The organism is Luteimonas sp. BLCC-B24, from assembly GCF_028550595.1.
Classification (GTDB): domain Bacteria; phylum Pseudomonadota; class Gammaproteobacteria; order Xanthomonadales; family Xanthomonadaceae; genus Luteimonas.
This window is the reverse complement of the sequence record NZ_JAQQGN010000005.1, coordinates 112,627-136,111: the sequence shown is the minus strand read 5'-3', so window position 1 is coordinate 136,111 and position 23,485 is coordinate 112,627. Positions and strand designations below refer to the sequence as shown.

The following is a 23,485-nucleotide window of genomic DNA, read 5'->3' as shown; positions in this document are numbered from 1 at the left end:
CCCGATGCGGCCTCAGCGCGCCAGGGGCGCCGGGATGAAGCCCGTTTCCACCGCTTCGGCCAGCTGGTCGGGCGGCAGCAGGCCCTGGTCGAGCAGGAAGTTGTTGAACGCGCGGCGGTCGAACCTGTCGCCCAGTGCGAGTTCGGTACGCATGCGCAGCTCCAGGATGCGCGTGTAGCCGTAGAAGTAGCTCGTGGCCTGCCCCGGTGCGTTGACGGTGTAGCGGTCGAGTTCCTGGCGCGCCATCGCGGGCGAGAGCATCACGTCCTCGGTCAGCATGCGGCCGGCGCGTTCGCGGTCGATCAGCCCCAGGTTGAGCATCGGGTCGAGCATCGCGCGCGCCGCGCGCAACAGGCGGAACTGCAGGGCGATCAGCTGGCCGTCGAGCGGCTCGTAGGGCACCAGTTCGGCTTCGGCATACAGCGCCCAGCCTTCGACGTTGACCGAGTTGAACGCGAACATCGACCGCGCCAGCGACACGCCGCGCTCGACCATCGCGGTGAACTGCAGCTCGTGGCCGGGGCGGCCTTCATGCGCCGACAGCGTCCAGCGCACCGCGTCGAAGTTGAAGTCGTCGTAGGCGTCGCCTTCGCCGTCGCCGCCGGGGTTGCCCAGCGGCAGCACGAAGGTGCCCTGCTGTCCGGTGTTGCCCACCAGCGGCGCGGGGCGGAAATGCGGCGCGGGCGAGGCGGCGGATTCGGCCTCCGAACCCAGGCGCATCTGCATCGGCCGCTGCGGCACGTCGACGATGTGTTCGCGTTCGATGATCGGGTCGATCGCATCGATGACCTCGCGGTAGCTCGCTTCCAGGCGATCGTTGGGAATCGTGTCGCGCTTGAGCGCCGCGATCACGCCGCGGTAGTCGGTGGCGTCGATGCCCTTTTCCTTCGCGACCAGCGGCGCGAGCTGCTGCATCTGCGCGCGGATCTCCATGAAGGCCAGCTGCGCGCGCTGCATCAGCAGCTGTGGGTCGACGTCGGTGCCGTACTGTTTGAGACCGAAGGCATAGAGCTCCGGCGGCAGGCGCGTGTCCTCGCGCGCGTTCGGCAGCACGGTGCTGCGGGTCCAGTCGGCGTAGGCGGAGATCTCCTTCGCGATCGCCTCGAGCGCCGGCTCGGCACCCTCGATTCCGTACTCGTCGAACAGCGCACGGATGCCGGCGATATATGTGTCGGCGCTGTCGAGGGCGCGCTGCACCTCGCGCTTCGTGGGCGGCAGCAGATCGGGATTCGACAGGCGCTCCTCGTAGCGCTGGCGCGCGAGGGTGGTGATCGGCGTACTGCCCTCGGCGAGACCGGCATAGCGCTGCAGCCGGGCCAGCGCGTGCACGCGTCGTTCGGGCGGGGTCTGCGCCGAGAGCAGGCCGTTGATGCCGCCGAAGATCAGTTGCGGCGCATCGGTCCATGGCAGCAGGTAGCGCTCGTTGAGGGTACTGCCCTCGATGCTCTCGTCGATGCTCCTGAGCAGGATCTGCAGGTCCTGACGCACGTTGGCATCGCGCTCGAGTTCGAGCTGGGTCTGCAGCCTGGCGCGCGCTGCGGTCATCGCGTCGCGATAGCGGCGGGCGTTGTCGGGGCCGAAATCCGCGACCTGGTCGTCGTAGCCCGGAATGCCGAAGAAACCGGCCGACTCGGGCTGGAACGGCGCCTGGGCATCGATCAGGATCTGCGCGAGTTCGTTGCTGCGCGTGACCCAGGCCGGTGACGCGGCCTGCGATGCGGCGACGGCGGTCTTCGCGTCATCGGTATGGGCGAGGGCCGTGAGCGGCGCGGCGAGAGACAGGGCAATCGCGAGGACGAGCGGTTTCATGGCAGCACCAGCGGCGAGGACGAACGCCGACGGTAGGCGCTCGCGTGCGCGCCGGCAACGGCCGGAGGTCACGGCGCCGCAGCGGCGCGTGCCGGGACCGGAGTGCCGGGGAGCACGATGTCGATCGGCCCGGGCGCGGCATCTGCGACGAACGTCAATTCGCGACAGATCCAGAACCCGGTCCAGCGGTGCGCTTCGACATGAAGCATGCCGGCGCCGGTGCTGCCCTCGAGCCGGATGACGAAGGCCGCGCGCCCCGATCCGCCGCCGGCGCTGCTCGTTTCGATCGCGCCGACCGGCAGGACGCCCGGCGCGATCGCATCGCCCAGGTGCGCGACGACGCGCGCATCCGCACGTGCCCGGTCGAGCGCATCCTGACAGACCGCAGACGCCACGATGACGCTTCGAAGCGCCAGCAGCACGCCTGCAATCGACAGCGCGACGCGCAGGGCCGCTGCGCCGGCGAGCGCGGGAACGGCCCATGTCCAGTGGTGCTGCACTACCCCCGCTGCGGTGGCACGCGTCCGTTTGCCGGCACAGGCGGTGGAACTGCGCCCATCGACAGGCGCGTCAGCGCGTCAGGCACCGCGCGAGGAACGCCTCGCTGGTGCGATAGCGGTGCAGCGCGTCACGGCCGCGCAGGCCGTGCTTGGCGCCGGGATAGGTCATCAGCTCGAACGGCGTGCCGGCCTGCTGCAGCTGGCTCATCAGCTGCGTGGCATTGGTGAACAGCACGTTGTCGTCGGCCATGCCGTGGATCAGCAGCAGCGCGTTCGGCTTGATGTTGCCGGCGTGGGTGAACACGCTGGCCTCGCGATAGCCGTCGACGTTGGCCTGCGGCAGGTTCATGTAGCGCTCGGTGTAGTGCGTGTCGTAGAGCGCCCAGTCGGCGACCGGCGCGCCGGCGATGCCGCAGGCGTAAGCGTCCGGCGCCTTGGCCAGCAGCATCAGCGTCATGTAGCCGCCGTTCGACCAGCCGTTGACTGCGATGCGCTCACCGTCGACCCACGGCTGCGACTTCAGCCACTCGACGCCGCGCAACTGGTCCTCGACCTCGACCGTGCCCTGGCGCTGGTACAGCGCACCGACGAAGTCGCGACCCCGACGCGGCGTGCCCCGGTTGTCCAGCGAGAACACCACGTAACCCTGCTGCGCGAGGTACTGGTGGAAGCTCGCGTCCGCGCGGCCGGGCCAGGTGTTCAGCACGGTCTGCGCGGCCGGACCGCCGTAGACGAACACGACGACCGGATGCCGCTTCGTCGCGTCGAAATTGGCCGGCTTGATCAGCGAGTAGTGCAGTGGCGTGCGACCGTCGGCGGCGGACAGCGTGCCGAACTCGGTCGGACGATGCGCGGCGAGGAACGGCGCGTAGGGATGATCGGCCGCGGCGAGATCGTTCTCGACCAGGGTCGCGATGCGCGTGCCGTCGGCGCGGTGCAGGGCGATCTGCGGCGGCGTGGTGGTGTTCGACCAGGTGGCCACGAAGACCGAGGCATTGCGCGCGAAGCTGGCGCCGTGCATGCCGGGGTCGCTCGACAGTGCGGTGTAGGCGCGCCCGCCGTCGAGGCCCACACTGTAGAGCCGCGATTCGGTCGCGCGCGGCCGCGCCTGACCGCCTTCGAGCGCCATGCCGGCGCGGAAGTAGACGCGGCCGGCGGCTTCGTCGACCGCCAGCAGTTCGTCGACCGGCCAGTCGCCGCGGGTGAGCTGGGTCATGCGGCGTCCGTCCTCGGACGCGAGGTACAGATGCTGGAAGCCGTCGCGCTCGGACGACCACACGAACCGCCCGTCGTCAAGGAAGCGCAGGCTGTCGTGCAGCGGCACCCAGGTGCGGCTGCGCTCGGTGACCAGCGTGCGCTGCGCGCCGGTGGCGAGCGTGGTTTCGATCAGGTCCAGTCGCTGCTGGTCCCGTGACTGGCGCTGGAAGGTCAGGCGCTGCGCATCGCGCCACTGCACCCGGGCGAGATAGATGTCCGGGTTGCTGCCCAGATCCACGTCCGTGACCGCACCGCCGTGCGGGGCGACGACGTGCAGGGTGATGCGCACGTTGTCGTCGCCCGCGGCCGGATACCGCTGCTCGACCACTTCGGTGCGGTCGGGATAGACCTCGTAGCGCTTCTGCACCGGCACCGGCGACTCGTCGATGCGCGCGTAGGCGATGGCGCTGTCGTCGGGCGCCCACCAGTAGCCGGTGTGACGGTTCATCTCCTCGTCGGCGACGAACTCGGCGACGCCGTTGCCGATCACGTCGCTGCCGTCGGTGGTCAGCCGGCGCTCGGCACCGGTCGCCAGATCGATCACCCACAGATCGCGCGCGCGCACGAAACTGACGAAGCCGCCGCGCGGCGAGACCTTCGGGTCGGTGGCGAAGCCGCCGCCGTCGGTGAGCTGGCGCACCGCATCGGCACCGGACTTCGACAGGTCGTAGAGATACAGCTCGCCGCCGAGCGGAAACAGCAACGTGCGTGCATCCGGCGCCCACTGGTAATCGACGATGCCCGACTGGCCGGCGATGCGCTGGCGCTCGCGGCGTGCCTTCTCGGCGTCGCTGAGCGTCTCCTCGCCCGGCAGCACGACCTTGGAATCGACCAGCATCCGTGTCTGCCCGCTGGCGATGTCGTATTCCCACAGGTCCAGCTGGTTGCGGTTCTCGTCCTTGCCGCGCAGGAAGGTCACGCGCGAACCGTCCGGTGCGACCTGCGGTTTCATCAGCGTCGGCCCCGACAGCGGCGCGTCGCCGGTGATGGCTTCGAGCGTGAGCCCGCCGGAGGCGGGCGGCGTGACGGCGAGGGCAGGCGTGGTGGCGAGCATCAGGGCGGCGGCAGCGAGTACGGAGCGCATGGCGGGTCCAGTGGAGCGAGGCGCCTAGTCTAAAGTCCGGAACGGCGGTGCGGTCCTAAGTCGGTCAGTGTGTCCGCCGCAACGACTAAGCAGGAGGAAATCCATGTTCAGAAGATCGTGGAGCTACACCGGATCGTTCGAATACGCGCTGCTTTTTGCGCTAGGTCTGACCGCTGGCCTCTTTCTGCGGCTTCCGTTGCTGCCCTATGCCCTGCCAGAGGGGATATCGACTCTGTTTGGCGCAATCATTGGCGCCGCTCTCGCTGTGTTTGGAGCCGCTTGGGTAAGCGAAAGGAAGGAGTACGAAGCAAGGAAATCACTTCGGACTTCGGTCGAGGCGATCCTTGGAACCGTCACAGACGGCACTCGACGCTACGAAGATCTTGTCAAGGTGACAGGAGGGGCGGAGCGCAGCATGGAAGATGAGAGGGAGGTCGAACTCGAGGCTGAGCGTGCAAGGGGAAGAGCTCAAGAAGCTTTGGATCTGATAGAGGATCTGAAGCCAATCTTTGTTGCTCGTGGCGCTACCGCGATGCTTGCGTATCAACACATCGGAAATGCAGTGCGCCGCATGGAAAGCTTCTGCGGCGCAGATGTTTCAATCGCATCGGCACCTCGTTTTCGAGGCTTCGGCAGTTCTCTTCAGCCGGGAAAGGGCGACCATCTCACTTCCGCTAGAAGTGAGATGAGTAAAGCCTTGGAAATGATCTTTCCGAAATAGTTAGCCTCAGCGGCGTCCCTGCCCGAACAGCAGCTTTTTTTCCTCGTCGCTCATCGCCTTGCCGGCATCTGGATTCACGTCCCTCGCTTTCGCGTATGCGCGTTCCGTGGCCGGACGCGCCTTGATCGACTCATGCCAGCGCTGCACCTCCGGATACGGGGTCATGTCGATCGGCGCCTTGTCGTAGACACCGATCCACGGATAAGCCGCCATGTCGGCGATCGAGTAGGCGTCGCCGGCGATGAAGTCGCGGCCTTTCAGGTGTGTGTCGAGCACCTGCAGCAGGCGGTTGGCCTCGTTGGTGTAACGCTCGATCGCGTAGGGGATCTTTTCCGGCGCGTAGACGTTGAAGTGGCCGTACTGGCCGGTCATCGGTCCGAGGCCCGCCATCTGCCAGAACAGCCATTCCAGCGTTTCGACACGCGTGCGCGGATCGGTCGACAGGAACTGTCCGGTCTTCTCGGCCAGATACAGCAGGATGGCGCCGGACTCGAACACGGTCTGCGGCGCACCGCCGTCGGCCGGCGCGTGATCGACGATCGCCGGCATCTTGTTGTTCGGCGAAAACGCGAGGTACTCGGGCCTGAACTGGTCGCCCTTGCCGATGTTGACCGGGTGGATCGTGTAGTCGAGTCCGGCTTCTTCCAGAAACAGCGTGACCTTGTGGCCGTTGGGCGTGGGCCAGTAGTGCAGGTCGATCATTGCGACGCTCCGCGGAACAGGGGCATCGAGTCTAGGCCCGCCGCGGGAATGTGGCGTGGATGCGGCGCGCACGCTGCGTTCCGGTGACGGACCGGGCTGCGGAACCGACAACGCCGCCCGGAGGCGGCGCTGTCGGTCCCGCGGCCGGTGCCCCGCATCGCGCGCGGCCCCGGCGACATGCAGGCTTACTGCGTCGGACAGTCGAGCCTGTGGGTCGCGTCTGTGCCGATGCGCACGTCCGCCAGGCCCAGGGTCAGGCCGGCCGGGGCGCGGAGCGCGAACGGCGTGCTGACCCGCGTGGTGTCGAGGCCGGCAACGGCCAGGCACTTGAGCGGAATGCCCGCGGTCACCCACTCGGTGCGCGGCAGCGATGTCAGCCATTCCCGCACCGGCAGGGCCGCCGTGCACCCGTCGCCGCAGCCGGCCGAGAGGGTGATATCACCGCCGGCAGGCACGGCGTCGACGCGCAGTGTGACCAGCAGCAGCGAGTCGCCATTCGTTTCACGACTGATGTCGAACGGCGAATGCGACAGCAGTTCGGCGGTCGCATCGCCGGTCCAGGTGAGCAGACGCGCGCCTTCCTGGGTCTGGTAGTCGATTGCCGCCAGGCTGAGCGTGCCGTCCGGCGTGGCGACGCGCGGATGCAGCACATCGGCGCCGCGGCCGTCCGCACCGGTCACCACCAGGCGCAGGCCCGGGCCGGGCACGCCGCGCGCGAAGTAGCCTGCCGCCTGTCCGTCATCGGCACTGACGCCGGCGTCTTCCGGCAGCACGTCGAGATTGCCGTCGTCGGCGTAGGTGAGGCCGTGGCCGAAGGCGAACAGCGGGTCGTAGCCGTCCATGCCGACGTTGTTGACGTACTGGTCGGCGCGGCGCGGCCACGAGAAGCTCAGCTTGCCCGTGAAGTCGTGCTGCGGCTGGCCATCGGCGCCGCGCAGCAGCACGTCGGCGATGCCCGCGCCTTCCGAACCCGGCAGCCAGGCGGCGACGAAGGCGTTGGAGGCGTTGATTTCGCGATTCACCCACAGCGGGCGGCCGCTGATGAACACCGAGATCACCGGAATGCCGTCGGCGCGCAGGCGCTTGACGAGTTCCAGATCGGCATCGTTGCCGGGCTTGTACAGCAGGTTCGGCAGGTCGCCGAGGAATTCGGCGTACGGATCCTCGCCGAACACGACGATCGCCACGTCCGGCTTCTGCCGGTAGCGGCCATCGACGGCGAGCTGCGCGGTGCCGCCCGCGGCCGTGACCTGCGTGCGGATGCCGTCCCAGATGGTGTCGCCGTTGGGATAGTCGGCGCGCTTGGTGCCGGTGCCCTGCCAGTTCAGCGTCCAGCCGCCGGACTGCTTGCCCATGTCGTCGGCGCCGTCACCGGCCACCAGCACGTTCTGGTTCGCGGCCAGCGGCAGGATGCCGTCCTGGTTCTTCAGCAGCACCAGCGATTCACGCACCGCGCGGCGCGCGACTTCCCGGTGTTCCGGTGCGCCGAGCAGTTCGAACTTGCCGCCGAGCGCACGCGCCGACGGCCTGGGCGCGTCGAACAGGCCCATGCGGAACTTCACCCGCAGGATGCGACGCACGGCATCGTCGAGGCGTTCCATCGGAATCTCGCCCGACTGCACGTGCTTGACCGTGCTCTCGTACAGGCCGCGCCAGCTGTCGGGCGCCATCGCCATGTCGAGACCGGCGTTGAAGGTCGCCGCGCAATCGGTGGTCGTGCAGCCCGGCAACTGGCCGTGGCCGTTCCAGTCGCCGACGATGAAGCCGCCGAAGTTCATGCGACCCTTGAGCACGTCGGTGAGCAACGCGCGATGGCCGTGCATGCGCTGGCCGTGGATGCTGTTGAACGAGGCCATCACCGCCTGCGCGCCCGCGGCGATCGCCGGCGGATAGCCCGCGTTGTGGATGTCGCGCAGCTGCGCTTCGGTGACCTGGGTGTCGCCCTGGTCCTTGCCGCCGACCGTGCCGCCGTCGCCGAGGTAGTGCTTCACCGACACCATCACGTGGTGGTCGTTGAGGAAGTCCGGCGCGCCCGCCTTGCCCTGCATGCCTTCGACGACGGCCGGTGCGAACGCGGCGACCACATCCGGCGATTCGGAATAGCCCTCGTAGGTGCGGCCCCAGCGGTCGTCCTGCGGCACGGCGACGGTCGGCGCGAACGCCCACTCCATGCCGGTCACACGGGTCTCGATCGCGGTCACGCGGCCGATCTCGCGCATCAGTTCGGCATTGCGCGTCGCGCCCAGGCCGATGTTGTGCGGGAACAGGGTCGCGCCGACGATGTTGCTCTGGCCGTGCACGGCATCGATGCCGAAGATCACCGGGATGGCCTTGCCGCCGCCCGAGGTGTCCATCGACGCTTCCCAGAACGCATCGGCCAGCGCCAGCCACTCGGCAGGCGAGGCATCGTAGCGGCCACCCGGGTCGGAATTGCCGCCGGCGAGGATCGAGCCCAGGCGGTACTTGCGCACGTCCTCGGGGGTGATGTCGGCGATGTCGCCCTGCACGATCTGGCCGACCTTCTCCTCGACGCTCATCGTCGCCATGAGATCGGTGATGCGCTGCTCCAGTGCCGCGTCCTCGGGGAACGGCCAGGCGGTGTCGGGCCAGTTGGCCGGATTGATCGCGCCGGCATCGGCCGGTGTCGCGGTGTCCGGTGTGGCCGCCGTGGCGACCGGTGCGTCCTCGCGCGTGCAGCCGGCGGCGCCCAGCACGAGCACGGCGAGCACCGCGGGCAACAACGCCCTGCGGAAGAAGGGAGGGGCGGGGCGATGCGACTCGATCATCGAAGGGCTCCGGATCAGGGATGGGCGGTGAACCGCGGGGGTCGTGCGGTCACCGCGCCGGATGCGGACGATGACAGCGTTGTCAGACTGAAGCATTAGCATACCGGCGGTCGGCGTCCGACGCTTGCTGCACGGCGTCATCCACACCGCATGCGGGCCTCCACCGCGTCTCTGGCAGAATCGCGACCGAAACCAGGATGGCCGGAATGAACAACACGCGGGTGCGGATCGAAGATGTCGCCGAGGCGGCGGGCGTGTCGATAAAGACCGTCTCGCGCGTGCTCAACAACGAACCGAACGTATCCGAGCGGACACGGCTCGCGGTCGAGGCGGCGGTCGAGAAACTGCAGTACCGGCCGCTGGCGTCGGCGCGGCTGCTCGCCGGGCGGCGCTCGTACCTGATCGCCATGCTCTACGACAACCCGTCGAGCAACTATCTGATGGAAGTCGAACTGGGCGTGCTCGATGCCTGCCAGTCGCAGCACTACAACCTCATGCTCGCGCCCGTGGTCTACACCGCGAGCGACATCGTGGCCAAGGTGGAGTCGATGATCATGCAGTCGCAGCTCGACGGGGTGGTGCTGACGCCGCCGATCACCGACGATGCGAAGCTGCTCAAACGGCTCGACGAGATGGGCGTGCCGTATGCCAGCGTGTCGGCGCAGGAGCGCAACCGGCGGATCGGCACCGTGGTCGACGAGCGCAGCGCCGCGCGCGATGTCGTGCTGCACCTCGCCGGTCTCGGGCATCGCCGTATCGCGCACATCAAGGGCCACCCGGCGCACGGCGCCAGCGGCTGGCGCCTCGCCGGCTATCGGGATGGCCTCAAGGCGGCCGGACTGGACTACGACGCGTCGCTGGTCGTCGCGGGCAAGTTCTTCTACGAATCGGGTTTCGACGCGACCAATCGCCTGCTCGAACTGCCGGACCCGCCGACGGCGATCTTCGCCGCCAACGACGACATGGCCGCCGGTGCGATCTGCGCGATCTGCGAGCGCGGCCTGTCGGTGCCCAGGGATGTCTCGGTCTGCGGCTTCGACGACATGCCGATCGCGCGCCACATCTATCCCTCGCTGACCACCGTGCGCCAGCCCAGCCGCGAGATGGGGCGCCTGGCCGGTCTCGAACTGCTCAAGGCGATCCGCGACAGCAGTGCCGGCGAAACCCTGGAGCTGCCGTATGCCCTGCAGGTGCGCAAATCGACCGGCCCGGCGCCGGGCAAAGCGGGATGACACGCCGGCGCGGCAGCGGCGCCGCGCGGCCGCCGCGGAGGCTCAGACGGCGCCGGCGGGGGCGTAGCTGCGCACGTAGTCCATGTGCGACGGCAACTGGCGCAGGGTGCGGTCCACATCCTGGCGGATGTCGTCGAGGAAACGCCTGAGCTCAGCATCGCCCATCAGATCCGCCGAGCGGTGGTATTCGCGCGGATAGATGCCCTGACCCAGCATGACCTGGATCCACGAGTTCTCGGCGAACAGCTCGGTCGGCACGTGGAACACCCGCCCGGTTTCGCGGAACAGATCGATGCGGTGGCGCAGCGAGTCGGGAATCGCCATCGCCTTGCAATCGCGCCAGTACGGCGTGTCCTGGCGGTCGGTCACCTTGAAATGCAGGATCACGAAATCGCGCGCGTGCTGCAGCTCGTCGGCCATGCGCATGTTGTACTGGTCGATATCGGCTTGCGACAACGTGCGCGGGAAGGTCTGCATCAGATGGATGATGCCGCGCTGGATCAGGTGGATCGTGGTCGATTCCAGCGGCTCGATGAAGCTCGCCGCCAGGCCCAGCGCCACGCAATTCTTCTCCCAGCACCGCATGCGCTGGCCGGGCCGGAAGCGCACCGGGAACGGATCCCGCAGCGGCGCACCGTCGATGCTCGACAGCAGTGCCTCGCGCGCGGCGTCGTCGTCCATGTAGCGGCTGGAGTACACGATGCCGTTGCCGACGCGGTGCTGAAGCGGAATGCGCCACTGCCAGCCCGCGGGTCCGGCGATCGAACGGGTATAGGGCACCGCGTCGCGCACGGTTTCGGTGGGCACGGCGAACGCACGGTCGTTGAACAGCCAGTGCGACCAGTCCTCGAAGCCGACACCGAGGGTCTTCTCGATCAGCAGTGCGCGAAAGCCCGTGCAGTCGATAAAGAAGTCGCCTTCGACGCGCGTGCCGTTCTCGAGCTGCAGGGCGGCGATGCAGCCCGAATCGGCATCGGTGACCACCTCGGTGATCCGGCCCTCGACCCGGCGCGCGCCGTTCGCTTCGCTGAAGCGCCGCAGGTAGCGCGCATACAGCGTCGCGTCGAGGTGGTAGGCGTAGTTGAGCTTGCGCTTGGGCAAATGGGCGAAGCGGCCGTCGAGCGCTGCTTTGAGCTCCAGGCAGTAGTCGTCGTACGCGCTGGCCAGGCCCCGTTCGCGCCCGCGCATCCAGAAATGCTGGAAGCCGGCCGTCCAGTGGTCGGTGCCGGTCAGGCCGAACGAGTGGAAGTAGTCCCGGCCGACGTCGCGCCAGCTCTCGAAATTGATGCCGAGCTTGATCGTGGCCTGGGTCTGGGCCATGAACGCCTGCTCGCCGATGCCGAGCAGGCGATGGAAGGTCATCAACGTCGGAATGGTCGCCTCGCCCACGCCGATCGTGCCGATCTCGTCCGATTCCACCAGCGTGATGTCGAGCACCTTGCCCAAGGTGCGCGACAGGGCCGCTGCCGCCATCCACCCCGCGGTGCCGCCGCCGGCGATGACGACGCGATGGATGGGGGGACGGCCCGGGTCGGAAGCGGCAGCGTGCATCGAGTGTCTCCTAGCGGTCCAGGCGCGTGCGCAGGCGTGCGCGGATGGCCCGCGCGCGGGGTTCATCGAGGGGGCCCAGCGCGCCGCGTGCCGGCGCCGGGACGTGACCGGCGACCGTGTCTTCGTCGTAGTCGAAGACGTAGTGACGGAACGCGTCACGCCAGATCGCACGCTCGGTGCCGGGCAGATCACGGATGCTGACGATGGCGTGCAGCAGCGCGTCCATCGGCGTCGGGGTCCACGCGGGCGCCTGGCGCCACCAGTAGTTCACCAGCACGTTGAACGCGGTCTGCGCTTCCATGTGGTGCCACCACATGCTGGGAATGAACAGCGCATCGCCCGGCGCGAGATCCGCGCACTGCGCATGCGCCACCGCCTCGGCGAAGCGCGGAAAGCGCGCATGGTCGACGTCGGCGAAGTCCACCAGGCTGATCGCCTGGCCGGCCGGTGTGACATCGAGCGGACCGATGTAGAGATTCTCCAGCTGTTGCGGCGGGAAGAGCGTCGCGCGCCGCGTGCCGGCGACCACGCACGCGAGATTGTCCGGCAGGTCCTGGTGGGCGGCGATCCGCGTGCGGTTGCCGATCCAGATGCTCGCCAGCGCATCGCGCCCGCCGAGCGGGAGATCGTTCTCGGCGCGGAAGCCCGGCAGCCAGGTGTCGATGGTGGTCGAGCCGATGTAGATCGCCGGGGGCGCGGGATCGGGTGCGTACTTGAGCAGCGTCTTCAGCGCGACACCCAGCGGCACGTTCTCCCGGCGGAAGTTGAAGCCCTGAAGGGTGTCGTCGTAGAAGAAGCGGCCGTCGATCTCTGGAGGCCCGACCGTCGCCACCACCGGCGGTCCCGCCGGGCGTTCGAAGCGCTGCAGATACTGCGCGACGGCGTCCGGCGATGTCCGCGCGGCGCGTACGACCGGCCAGTCGGACAGCAGGCCGCGCAGCACGAGCGGGGTGTCCGAGCGCAGGACGTCGTCCGGAAGCGCGCGGGGATCGAGCCCCGTGCGCTCCGGGATGCGCTTATCGACCTGCAGCGGCGGCACGGTTGACCCGCTCGATCAGGTCGCGGAAGCGGACCACGGACGCCAGCATCATGTAGATCGCCTCCAGGTGACCGGCGCGGCCGAGGGCGGCGAAGGCCTCGCCGTCGAGCACGCGCAAGCGCTCCTCGTTGATCGTGTAATAGCCCGAGAGGCGATTGTCCGAGCCGTCGTCGAGCCGGATGTCGAGCACGAACGGCTCGAGCAGGTCGTGCTGCAGCAGCGCGGCGACGAACGGCGCCGTGCCCTGCAGGCCCTGGTGGATGGTGTTGAGCACCGAGCTGGCGTGTTCCAGGTACGCGCTCGTGCCGCCGTGCGGCAGAAACAGGGCCTCGCCGCGCGCGTTGCCGACGCGCGGATGGTCGAGATCGATGTGCATCAGCAGCTCGTCGACGGACCGGCCGATCAGGAAGGGTTGACGCTCGATCGTCAGCGGGATGTAGGTCGCATCCCAGCGGTCGCCTTGGAGGAACAGGTTCTGTCCTTCGGTGAAGCCGAACAGCGCCAGCGGCTGGAACTCGCCGTCGGCGGACTTACCGAAGACGATCGGATAGTGCGCCTGCACGTTGCGGAACTCCGCTGGAAACGTGATCGCCCACATCACGGCGTCGCCGAGCGCGACGCCGCGGCCGGTATTGACCCGAAGATCGCGGTGGTCGACGTTGTTGAGTTGCACGGTCCTGGCCATCGGCTCGCCTAGACGGGGCTCAGGCCCCGGGTGTGGATGTGGTCGATCAGTTCGCGGTGAGCGGGCAGCGCCGGACGCATCCTGCGCGCGAGGTCGGCCGCCTCGCGGAACGCCGCTTCGGCGCGCGCCGCATCGGTCGCGCGCCGCGTGGTGGCACGTGTCTGCGGCCGGAAGTCCATGCCGTAGAGAATGTACTGCCAGCTGGCCGAGGGAAACACCTCGTCCACACGCGGCAGGTCGTAACGCGACGGGGGCTGGTGGCGCCACAGCGTCAGCAGCTCGCCCAGTCGCGCCGGCATGGACGCGGCATCGCGATGGTCGCGCCAGTACGCGCTGTCGTCGCGCTGCGACAGCACGTAGTGCAGCTTCAGGAACTCGATCACACGTTCCCAGCGATAGGCGAACGTGTCGTTGAAGCGGGCGGCCACGACGTCCATGGTCTCGCGCGTGGCCGGCAGCTGCTCGCTGAGCATCGTCGCGGCCAGTTCCACCAGCACCAGGGACGACGCCTCCAGCGGTTCGACGAAACCACTCGACAGCCCGATCGCCACGCAGTTGCGGTGCCAGCTGCGGCGCCGGTAGCCGGGATCGAACGCCAGCGACTGGCGGGCGATGATCTCGCACTCCGCGCCGCCGGTCGCACCGATGTAGCGCTGCAGCGCGGCTTCGACGGCATCGGCATCGGTGTGCGCGCTGGAGTACACGTGGCCCACGCCGCGCCGCGCCGACAGGCCGATGTCCCAGATCCAGCCGTTGGCCTGCGCCGTGGAGATGGTCTGGCAGGCGATCGGCGTGTCGGCCTCCGGATAGCGCACCTGCAGCGCCAGCGCGCGGTCGTTGAACAGCACGTCGCCGCAGGGCGTCCTGTCGATGCCGTAGTGCTGGCCGATCAGCAGCGCACGCATGCCGGTGCAGTCGACGAACAGGTCGGCCTCGATCGGGCCGTGCGCGCGGGTGCGCAGCGCGGCGATGTCGCCATTGTCCTGCGCATCGACACCGTCGACATGGTCCGAGACCAGACGCACGCCCAGCCGCTGCGTGCAGTGCGCACGCAGGAACAGGCCGAGTTTCGCCGCATCCAGGTGATAGGCGTAGTTGGCGACGGCGGCGTACTCGGGCGTTCCGAACTGCTTGGGCGCCCGCCCGGCATCGCACAGCGCGGGCTGGAAGCTCACCAGACGATCGAACGGCGTGCCGCCGCGGCGCAGCCAGCCGGCCACGAGATCCGCGTCGTGATAGCCCTGCGGCAGCACGAAGGGATGGTGGTAGTGGTCGTCCGCATGGTCGCGCGTCCAGCGCACGAATTTCGAGCCCTGCTTGAGCGTCGCGTCGCACGCACGTACGAAGTCGGTCTCCGACACGCCGATCCGGCGCAGCGTGTCGCGCATCGTCGGCCACGTGCCTTCGCCCACGCCGATGGTCGGCACGTCCGGCGATTCGATCAGGGTCACGCGCAGGCCGCTCGGCGATGCGCTGTCGTGGTCGGCCGCCAGCAGGGCGGCCGTCAACCAACCGGCGGAGCCGCCTCCGACGACGACGACATGGCGGACAGGACCGTTCAACACGCGGCGCTCCAGTGGCTCGAGCGGGCAGGATGCCCGAACCCCGCGCCGCGGCACACGGCCACGACGCGGGGCGGGTGCCCGATCAGAACGTGTAGCGCGCGCCGAACATGTAGCGCGGCCCGGTCTGGGTGCCGTAGAGCAACTGGCGCCCGTTGCGGCCGTGGGTGCGCTGGGTTTCGTCGGTGACGTTGATCGCCTCGGCCTGAAGGGTCAGCCGCTCGCTGACCTTGAAGCCGACGCTGACGTCGAGCTGGCCGTACTCCTCGACGTACACCGGATTCGGCCGCTCGCTGTCGAAGCCGCTCGACAGGAACCGGTCGCGCCAGTTGTAGGCCGCGCGCGCCTGCCACGGGCCCTTGTCGTAGAACAGCACCAGGTTGGCCGAATCGCTGAGGCCGACCAGGGCGAACTGGCCGCCCAGATTCGTGTTGTCGTAGTTGAGGTTGGGACTGTTGACGTAGGTGTAGTTCGCCGCCAGGCCGAACCCGCTCTGCCCGAACACGTGCTGCAGGTTCAGTTCGAGACCGTCCAGCTTCGACGAGCCGGTGTTGGCCGGCGTCGTGATGCGGAAGTTCGCGATCGGATCGCCGGGTACGCCGGTGATCGTGCCGATCGCGTTGCCGCCCGCATCGGAGCCGGTCCGGGTCACGCCCGGCTGACCGTCGAAATTGGTGAAGATGTAGTTGCGGATGCAGGTCAGATCGGTCGTCGGACAGGCATTGGCGACGGCGGCGTTCCAGTACGCGCCGCCGATCGGCGTCGTCAGGTCGAACGGTGTGGCCTGGATGATCGTCGTGCCGATGTAGTTCGAGATGTTCTTCTGGAAATAACCGACAGAGAAATAGCTGGCCTCGGCGTAGTACCACTCGAGCGACAGATCGAAATTGTCGGCCTTCAGCGGTTCCAGCCCCGGGTTGCCCTGCTGGCCGGTGCCGCCGTCGACGCGAACCGGTTCGTTGAGCGTCTGGCCGCCCTGGATGTCGCCCCAGCCGGGTCGCCCGATCGTGCGGCTGTAGCTGGAGCGCAGGATCAGCGAGTCGGTCAGCTCGGCGCTGACGTCGATGCTCGGCAACCAGTGTGCGTAGTCACCGTAGAGCGTGGTGAAGTCCGACCCTTCGCGCTGGATGCCGATCTCGTTGTTCGACTCCCACAGCAGGGCGGTCGCCACCGGCACCAGCGCCGACGACGTCACCTCGGTCTTCTCGTAGCGCACACCCGCGGCGGCGTTCAGGGGAATGCCGATGTCCCAGCTCGAGCTCACCTGGAGGTAGGCACTTCGCGATTTTTCGGTCACGCGGCGGTCGGTGGTGTACTCGGCCGGAGCCAGATACAGCGACTCGTCGCCCGCGAACTGCGCTGCGAGATCGCGCACGGTGCGGAAATCGAACAGGAAGAACTCGTCGGTGAATGCCGGATTGCCGCTGCCCCTGAAGGCACCGAAATACCGGCCCATGTTGTCCGGAATCCAGATGTTGTCCGGATAATCCTCGGCGCTGCCTTCCGCGCCACCCCATGTGTTGTCACGTTGCACGTTGCCGTAGGCCGTGCGGTTGTTGGCCTCGGTCGCCGAGACGCCGAAGTCGAGGCGCGAATAGTCGCCGAAGCGGAAATTGCCGCGGGCCTGGACCTGCTCGATCTCCGACTTCATGTAGCTGCGGTGGAACACCGAGCCGGTCACCAGCATGTCGGACGCGCGCGGGCCGGTATATCCGGGCGGGTACTGCACGGTCAGGATCGGGAAGTCGCCGCTGAAGTCGGCCGTGGTGTTGCCGCGGATGAACGCGGCCGTGCCGAGCGTGCCGCCGGAGCCGTAGGGGCTGTCGGGACTGGTTTCGGCGGTCGACTTGTGCACGTCGAGCTCGAAGCCGAGACGATCCGTCGCTTCCCATTCGACGTTGAAGCCGATCGACTTGTTCTCGTTGCGGTTGGCGATGTCCGCGCCGCCCATCGCCAGATCCGCGCCGCGACACACATTGTCAGCGTCGCAGGTGAAGGGCAGGATCTCGGTGTACAGCAGCGGCGCCGCCACCGGACCATCGGTCCACGACGAGCTCGACGGCCCGTAGTTGAACCAGACCGACATGTCGTTGCGCTGTTGCTGGATCTTGTTCTCGGAGTAGGTGTAATCGAGCGTCGTGGTGACCGTGTCGGTCGGCGCCCACTGCAGCACCACCTGCCCGTTGGTGCGCTGACGCTGCACGCCGGTGATCGCGTAGTTGAGGTTCTGCGGCACCGAGTACACGTCGTCGGGGTCGGGCCGGTTGACGATGTTCTCCGAGCCGGGCGCGCCCGGCTGCGGGATCGCGCCCCAGTTCTCCTCGTCGCCGCGGAAGCCGCGCCAGCCGCCCGGCACCGAGACCTGGTTGTAGCCGAGGTCGCGTTCCTGGTAGCTGCCGGTCACCGCGATGCCGAAGCGGCCGTCGGCGGTGGTGGTGCTGAAGATGCCCGAGACTTCCGGCGTGACCGAACTGCCCTTGTAGGAATCGGGCAGATTGTCGAGCGAGGTGTCGTGCACGCCCTTGATGCCGACATTCGCGCGGAAGCCGGGATTGTCGAGCGGGCGGGCGGTCTTGACGTTGATCGTCGCACCGATGCCGCCGGTCGGCGTCTCCGCGCGACCGCTCTTGTAGACCTCGACGGCGGAGATCGCTTCGGAGGCCAGGTTGGCGAAGTCGAACGCGCGCGAGTTCGACACGCTGCTGCCGTCGCCGTTGCTCGATGCCGGCATCTGGCGGCCGTTGAGCAGGACCAGGTTGAAGTCCGGGCCGACGCCGCGGACGGTCACCCGCGAGCCTTCACCGATCGCGGAGCGATCGATCGACACACCCGAGATGCGCTGCAGCGATTCGGCCAGATTGGTATCGGGGAACTTGCCGATGTCCTCGGCAATGATGCCGTCGACGATGCCGCGGGCATCGCGTTTGAGGTTCATCGACGATTCGAGGCTGCCGCGGATACCCGTCACCATGACCGCGTCGAGCTCGGTGGCTTCGGACGAGGACACGGGCTCGGCGACCTGGGCCAGGGCCGGCGAGGCGATGGCCAGCAGCAACGCAGACGTCAGCAGCCGCTGTTTTGGAACAGCACGCAGTCGGTTCATGGATCGTCCCCTCCCAAGGGATCACACGAATGAGTGTTCGAGTTGTGGGTCCTGCAGGCCGCACGGTGCGCGGACGGCATGAGACCGCTGCATTGGAGGCGAAGCTGACAGCGTTGTCAACCGCGAGTTGCAGGGACGTGCAATGGCGTCCGGCGGCGCTGCACGCGGCGTTGCAACATCCGGTGCGAGACTCGCCGATTCGGATGCGAGGTCCTGCGTGGACACACGAATCGAGGTCGCCATCGTGGGCGGCGGGCCTGCAGGATTGACCGCCGCCACCTATCTCAGGCGATTCCTGCGGCGCTGCGTGGTCATCGATGCCGGCGCAAGCCGCGCGCGCTACATCCCCGAAAGCCACAACTGTCCCGGCTTCGCGCAAGGCGTCTCAGGGGCCGCGCTGCTGCGCAACATGCGCGAGCAGGCCGACAGCGTCGGGGTCGAGGTCGTCGGGGCGCGGGTGGATGGCCTGGCGCGCAGCGGTACCGCGTTCCGGATCACCGCCGGTCCGCGGGCATGGCAGGCGTCCGCGGTGATCCTGGCCACCGGGCTGACCGACCGCCTGCCCGACGTGCCGTGGGCGGAAGCCGCGATCGCGGTAGGCGCGCTCCGGCTATGCGCCATCTGTGACGCCTTCGAGGTCCGCGACCTGGACATCGCGGTCCTCGGGCCCGGCGCCACGCTCGGCCGCCACGCGATGTTCCTGCGCACCTACTCGAAGCGGATCACGATGATCCCCGTCGACGATGCGCTCGACTCGCCATCGATCGCGGACGCGCGGGCGCACGGCATCGGGCTGCTGGCCGGTGGCGGCCGTCTCGAGTTCGACGGCGCCCGTTGCACCTATGCGCCGCCGTCCGCTGCGCCGGTCGTGTTCGACACCGTCTATCCCTATCTCGGCTACCGCGGCCGGCATCGTCTGCTCTGCGGTGTCGAGGGCGCGCTCGGCGATGGCGACGAACTCGAGGTCGACGCCCACCAGTGCACGCGCGTGCCCGGCCTCTACGCCATCGGGGACACCGCGAGCGGCCTCAACCAGATCGCGGTGGCGGTCGGCCAGGCCGCCATTGCGGCGACCCACGTGCACAACACCCTTCCGTTCGTGCCGCGATGAACGCCGCGCGCCACGCTCAGTGCAGCGCTCCGGGACGCGGCGACACCGGTCCCTCCGGGACCGGCAGGCGCCCGGTGAGACGCGAGCCGCGCAGTCCGTACCAGATGATGTAGACGTAGCACACCAGCGGAACGACGTAGGAATGCTGGATGCCGATGCGGTCGGCGAACGCGGCCTGCACCAGCGGGATGATCGCGCCGCCGACGATGCCCATCACCAGCAGGCTCGAGGCCTTGCTGGTCAGCGTGCCGAGGCGCTCGATCGCGGTGGTGAAGATGGTCGGGAACATGATCGAATTGAACAGGCCCACCGCCAGCGCGCTCCACATCGCCACTTGGCCGGTGGTGCTCATGGTGATCACCAGCAGCGCACAGACCATCGCGCCGGCGAAGGCCAGCAACTTGCGCGCGTCGATCCGGGTCATCAGTGCGGCGCCGATGAAGCGCCCCGCCATCGCGCCGCCCCAGTAGAACGCGAGGAAGCGCGAGGCGGAGGCCTCGCTCAGGCCGCCGATCTCGGGCTCGGCCATGTAATTGATCAGGAAGCTGCCGATCGCGACCTCGGCGCCGACGTAGCAGAAGATGCCGAGCACGCCCCAGCGCAGATGCGGTTGGCGCAGGGCTTCCAGATAGGTGTGATGCACCGAGGGGCTGGCTTCGGTCGCTTCGCGCAGCGACGGAATGCGCATCAGCAGCACGAACACCGCCAGCAGCAGCAGGCCGCCGGAGAGCAGCAGGTAGGGCATTTCGACCGAGCGCGCCTCGGCCGCGCGGTAGGCCGCCTGCTCGGCCGCGCCCATCGCTGCGATCTCGTCGACGCCGAGCACCGCGCCGACCAGGATCAGCGGACCGATCAGCAGCGGAAAGACGGTGGTGCCCAGCGAATTGAGCGCCTGCGCCAGGTTGAGCCGGCTGTGCGAGGTCTCCGGCCGGCCCAGCAGGCTGATGTAGGGATTGGCGGCCACCTGCAGCAGGGTGATGCCGCTGGCGAGCACGAACAGCGCCGTCAGGAACACCGGATACGAGGGCAGCCGCGCTGCGGGATAGAACATCGCCGCGCCGATCGAGGCGATCACCAGGCCGATCACGATGCCGGCCTTGTAGCCGACCCGCGCGACCACGGCGCCGGCCGGCATCGACATCAGGAAGTACGCGCCGAAGAACGTGAACTGGATCAGCATCGTCTGCGTGTAGCTCATCGAGAACACGGCTTTGAGATGCGGAATCAGCACATCGTTGAGGCTGGTCAGGCCGCCCCAGGTGAAGAAGATCAGGCTCACCACCGCAATGGCGGCCGGGTTGGACATCGTGCGCGCAGACGAATTCATGCAGGGTTTCCTGGGCGTCGGACCCGACGCTTGAAAGGCGCCCGCCCCGCATCGGGCGGGGCGGGCGGCGTTACCGATGGATCAGAACTGGTAGCGCACCCGCATGCCGTAGGCACGTGCGTCGTTGAGGAAGCGGATGTTGAGCCGCGATCCCACCAGCGCCTTCTGCGAGACATCGTTGTTGAGCAGGTTGCTGCCGAACAGCTCGTAGCGCCAGCGGCCGTCGAGCGACGTCAGGCCGATGCCGGCATTGAGCGTGACCTCACCGCGCTGGCGATCCGGGAAGCCGGCCTCGGCCGCGCTTTCCTGACGCACGAAGTCACCGGCCTGGTCCACGTACACCACGTCCCGGTTGTTGTACTGGGTGAGGTAGTACGCCGAGCGGTAGGAGGCCAGCAGCTGCCAGTCGAGCGAACCGAACGGCAGTTCGCTGAACTGCTGCAGGCGCACGTTGCCGGTGAAGCGCGACGCCAGCGGCAGTTCGTTGCCGGTGAGGTCGATCAGCGACGTCACGCCGCCGGCGCCGTAGTTCTGGCTGCGGGCGTCGCCCACGACGCCTTCCTTGATCTCGCTGTCGAGCGCGAGCGCATTGAGGTGCAGCATGAAGCCGGCACCGAAGCGCGTGACGCTTTCGGCCTCGATGCCATAGATCGCCGAGCGGCCGATGTTGCGGTTCACCAGCGAGTAACCGGCCGGTTCGCCGTCGTTGTTGAGTGAGATCACCGTCAGGTCCTGGAACACCTGGTCGGTGTAGTCGTAGTAGAACGCGCTGACGTTGAACGTGCCCGGCCGGCCGAACCAGCGGTGACTCATCTTGCTGCCGATCTCGTAGGCCTTGATCGACTCGGGGCTGAAGGTCTCCGGAATCACGTTGACGTCGAAGGTGTCGTTGAAACCGCCCGACTTGTGACCCGTGGACACGGTGGCGTAGAGCATGTGGTCGTCGGTGAGGTCGAACTCCACGCCGGTGCGCCAGTCGTTGAACTGGAAGCGGCTTTCACCGAACTGCTGCGAGGGGATCGAATTGACCTGCACCCATGACTCGTACGGGCAGTCGATGGTGTCGCCGCCGATGTCGGGCCGGTCCACACAGCCGAACGCGCCGCCGTTGGCGACATCGCCGATCTGCTGGCCGATCGTGTCGCGCTGGCCTTCGCGCAGGATGCCCTCGAGCAGGAAGCGGGCCATGTCCGCCTGCGAGGTCAGGCCGGTCACGTCGAAGTTCGGACGCTTCTGGAACGCCGGCGCAAACCCTTCAGTGCCCAGCCGCGTGGCGAAGTCGCCACCCTGGCCCGGCAGGCCCAGCGCCCAGTTGCCGCCGATGCCGTAGCGCGACTTGGCCTCGCGCGTGCGCCGCACGCCGGCCTTGAGGCGGGTGCGGTCGTTGACCTCGAAGGTGCCGTCGGCGAACAGCGCGGTGGAACGGCCATTGACGCGCGGCATCGTGAACTCGGTGCCGGAGAACCAGGTGCCCTTGTCGGTCAGCGACAGGTAGCCGACCTGCTGGTCCTCGTTGAAGTGGAATGCGCCGCCGGTCCACTGGAACGGGCCGTCGCCCGACGACGACAGGCGCAGCTCGTGCGTGGTCGCCTGCGACAGCGTCTGCCAGTACTGGGTGGAGAAGTTGTCGTAGTCGAAGCCGTCCGGATTGCCCGGCCCGCGCGGGCTGACGTCGCGGCCCGGCCACAGGATGCCTTCGCTCGCGGCATTGGTCTGGCGGTAGTCCACGTCGCGGTAGCTGGTGTTGTACTCGGCGACGATCGGGCCGAAGTCGTAGCTCACGTTCGCCATCGCGCCCCAGTTGGTGCTGTCGAGGGTGCCCTGCGCGCCGCGGTAGACGACGTTGCGCAGGTCCAGATCCTCGGGCGCCAGGCCGGGGCTGTTGGGGCAGGTGTCGGGATCGGCGCTGCCGCAGGCCGCGCTCCAGATGTTCGCGCCCGGATAGCCGGTGCCGCCTTCCTTGCCCATGTCGGCCATTGCGAACACGCTGAGCTTGTCGTCGGGCTGGTAGAGGAACGACACGCGGCCGCCCTTCTCGTCCTGGATACCGGCCGGATCGAGGCGCGGATCACCGGCATTGCGGAACGAGCTGTCCTTCTCCACCGAATATCCGGCGAAGCGCAGCGCGGCCCAGCCGCCCAGCGGCAGGTTGAGCGCGAACTCGCCGGCGCGATGGTCGCGGTTGCCCGCTTCGACCTGCGCGTAGCCACCAAACTGCTCGAGATCCGGGCGCTTGGTGACGATGTTGAGCGAGCCGGCCAATGCATTGCGGCCGCGCAGGGTGCCCTGTGGACCCTTGTTGATCTCGACGCGCTCGATGTCGTAGAACATGCCGCCGAGGCCGCGCGGCCGCGCGATGTAGGCGCCGTTGATGTGCGGCGCGGCGCCCGGATCGCCCAGCTCGGTGTTGTTGGCCGAACCGACGCCGCGGATGAAGATTTCCAGGTTGCCTTCCTGGTTGGCCATGCTCAGGCCCGGCACCAGGGCCTGGATGTTGCGCAGTTCATTGTTGATGCCGAGCGCGCGCGCGTCCTCGGCGGTGATCGCCTGCGCCGTGCCGGCGTACTTCTGCAGATCCTGTTCGCGGCGCTCGACCGTCACGATGACGGCATCCAGTGTGCGCGCGGCGTCGGACTCGGCGTTGGCGCTGTCCTGGGCGGAGGCAGGCAGGGCCGAAAGCAGCAATGCCGATGCGATGGCGCAGCTCAGGGTGTGTAGAGGCAGGTGTCGAACGGGCATGTGTCCCTCCCCAGGGTCGAAGGTGCCGCCAAGTGGGGCGACGAAAAGAGCGACGCTTGTACAGAGGTTTTGACAACGCTGTCAATTTTCCCCGGGCGAGCGCAGCCCCCCAATTGCCGTGTCGCGTGGCACCGCCTCTTCAGCTTGGGCTTTTTGCGCATCGCAACATGCCGGCGCGCAGCGCGCGCGCCGGAATTCCGCGCCCGATCGACACCGATCACGGGCTGCGCACGCGGTCGTCGCACCGTGCGCGACAGGCCCGCGCGTAGAATGTGCC

Annotated in this window: 15 protein-coding genes; 3 read left to right on the top strand and 12 right to left on the bottom strand. The window is 68.1% G+C overall.

Annotation, left to right across the window (positions count from 1 at the left end):
• Positions 1 to 12: 12 nt before the first annotated feature.
• The 3 genes from PQS31_RS11690 to PQS31_RS11680 all read right to left on the bottom strand — a co-directional run bounded on the left by PQS31_RS11690 (position 13) and on the right by PQS31_RS11680 (position 4,650).
• On the bottom strand, positions 13 to 1,809 hold the full coding sequence (locus tag PQS31_RS11690; protein WP_272762908.1) for a DUF885 domain-containing protein: 1,797 nt from the start codon (positions 1,807 to 1,809) through the stop codon (positions 13 to 15).
• Between the two features lie 68 nt (positions 1,810 to 1,877).
• Positions 1,878 to 2,309, bottom strand: a complete 432-nt coding sequence (locus tag PQS31_RS11685) for a cytochrome c oxidase assembly factor Coa1 family protein (RefSeq protein WP_272762907.1) — start codon at positions 2,307 to 2,309, stop codon at positions 1,878 to 1,880.
• Positions 2,310 to 2,379: 70 nt separating this feature from the next.
• Positions 2,380 to 4,650 (bottom strand): S9 family peptidase, encoded by a 2,271-nt coding sequence (locus PQS31_RS11680; protein WP_272762906.1) that lies wholly within the window; start codon positions 4,648 to 4,650, stop codon positions 2,380 to 2,382.
• Positions 4,651 to 4,753: 103 nt separating this feature from the next.
• Between PQS31_RS11680 and PQS31_RS11675 the strand changes: the two genes are divergently transcribed.
• Positions 4,754 to 5,371 (top strand): hypothetical protein, encoded by a 618-nt coding sequence (locus tag PQS31_RS11675; RefSeq protein ID WP_272762905.1) that lies wholly within the window; start codon positions 4,754 to 4,756, stop codon positions 5,369 to 5,371.
• 6 nt (positions 5,372 to 5,377) lie between these two features.
• Here PQS31_RS11675 and PQS31_RS11670 read toward each other — a convergent pair whose 3' ends face one another.
• On the bottom strand, positions 5,378 to 6,073 hold the full coding sequence (locus PQS31_RS11670; protein WP_272762904.1) for a glutathione binding-like protein: 696 nt from the start codon (positions 6,071 to 6,073) through the stop codon (positions 5,378 to 5,380).
• Positions 6,074 to 6,258: 185 nt separating this feature from the next.
• Complete coding sequence (locus PQS31_RS11665; RefSeq protein ID WP_272762902.1) at positions 6,259 to 8,859, bottom strand: exo 1,3/1,4-beta-D-glucan glucohydrolase; 2,601 nt, start codon at positions 8,857 to 8,859, stop codon at positions 6,259 to 6,261.
• Between the two features lie 206 nt (positions 8,860 to 9,065).
• Between PQS31_RS11665 and PQS31_RS11660 the strand changes: the two genes are divergently transcribed.
• Positions 9,066 to 10,091, top strand: coding sequence for a LacI family DNA-binding transcriptional regulator (locus PQS31_RS11660; protein WP_272762901.1), 1,026 nt, complete (start codon positions 9,066 to 9,068; stop codon positions 10,089 to 10,091).
• A 42-nt stretch (positions 10,092 to 10,133) separates the two neighbouring features.
• Here the strand turns inward: PQS31_RS11660 and PQS31_RS11655 are convergent, their stop codons facing one another.
• From PQS31_RS11655 to PQS31_RS11635, 5 genes are all read right to left on the bottom strand, one after another.
• Positions 10,134 to 11,642, bottom strand: coding sequence for a tryptophan halogenase family protein (locus PQS31_RS11655; protein WP_272762900.1), 1,509 nt, complete (start codon positions 11,640 to 11,642; stop codon positions 10,134 to 10,136).
• Between the two features lie 10 nt (positions 11,643 to 11,652).
• On the bottom strand, positions 11,653 to 12,672 hold the full coding sequence (locus tag PQS31_RS11650; protein ID WP_272763048.1) for a cupin-like domain-containing protein: 1,020 nt from the start codon (positions 12,670 to 12,672) through the stop codon (positions 11,653 to 11,655).
• Positions 12,659 to 13,366, bottom strand: coding sequence for a SapC family protein (locus PQS31_RS11645; RefSeq protein WP_272762899.1), 708 nt, complete (start codon positions 13,364 to 13,366; stop codon positions 12,659 to 12,661). Before PQS31_RS11645 ends, PQS31_RS11650 begins: the two co-directional genes overlap by 14 nt.
• Positions 13,367 to 13,374: 8 nt before the next feature.
• Complete coding sequence (locus PQS31_RS11640; RefSeq protein ID WP_272762898.1) at positions 13,375 to 14,931, bottom strand: tryptophan halogenase family protein; 1,557 nt, start codon at positions 14,929 to 14,931, stop codon at positions 13,375 to 13,377.
• An 82-nt stretch (positions 14,932 to 15,013) separates the two neighbouring features.
• Positions 15,014 to 18,031: a TonB-dependent receptor gene (locus PQS31_RS11635; RefSeq protein ID WP_272762897.1), complete on the bottom strand. Its 3,018-nt coding sequence runs from the start codon at positions 18,029 to 18,031 to the stop codon at positions 15,014 to 15,016.
• Between the two features lie 217 nt (positions 18,032 to 18,248).
• Here PQS31_RS11635 and PQS31_RS11630 point away from each other — a divergent pair, with 217 nt between their 5' ends.
• Positions 18,249 to 19,142, top strand: a complete 894-nt coding sequence (locus PQS31_RS11630; RefSeq protein WP_272762896.1) for an NAD(P)/FAD-dependent oxidoreductase — start codon at positions 18,249 to 18,251, stop codon at positions 19,140 to 19,142.
• A gap of 16 nt (positions 19,143 to 19,158) precedes the next feature.
• On the opposite strand, the gene PQS31_RS11625 is transcribed toward PQS31_RS11630, so the two are convergent.
• Positions 19,159 to 20,469 (bottom strand): sugar MFS transporter, encoded by a 1,311-nt coding sequence (locus PQS31_RS11625; protein ID WP_272762895.1) that lies wholly within the window; start codon positions 20,467 to 20,469, stop codon positions 19,159 to 19,161.
• 81 nt (positions 20,470 to 20,550) lie between these two features.
• Positions 20,551 to 23,208, bottom strand: coding sequence for a TonB-dependent receptor (locus tag PQS31_RS11620; RefSeq protein WP_272762894.1), 2,658 nt, complete (start codon positions 23,206 to 23,208; stop codon positions 20,551 to 20,553).
• Positions 23,209 to 23,485 lie beyond the last annotated feature (277 nt).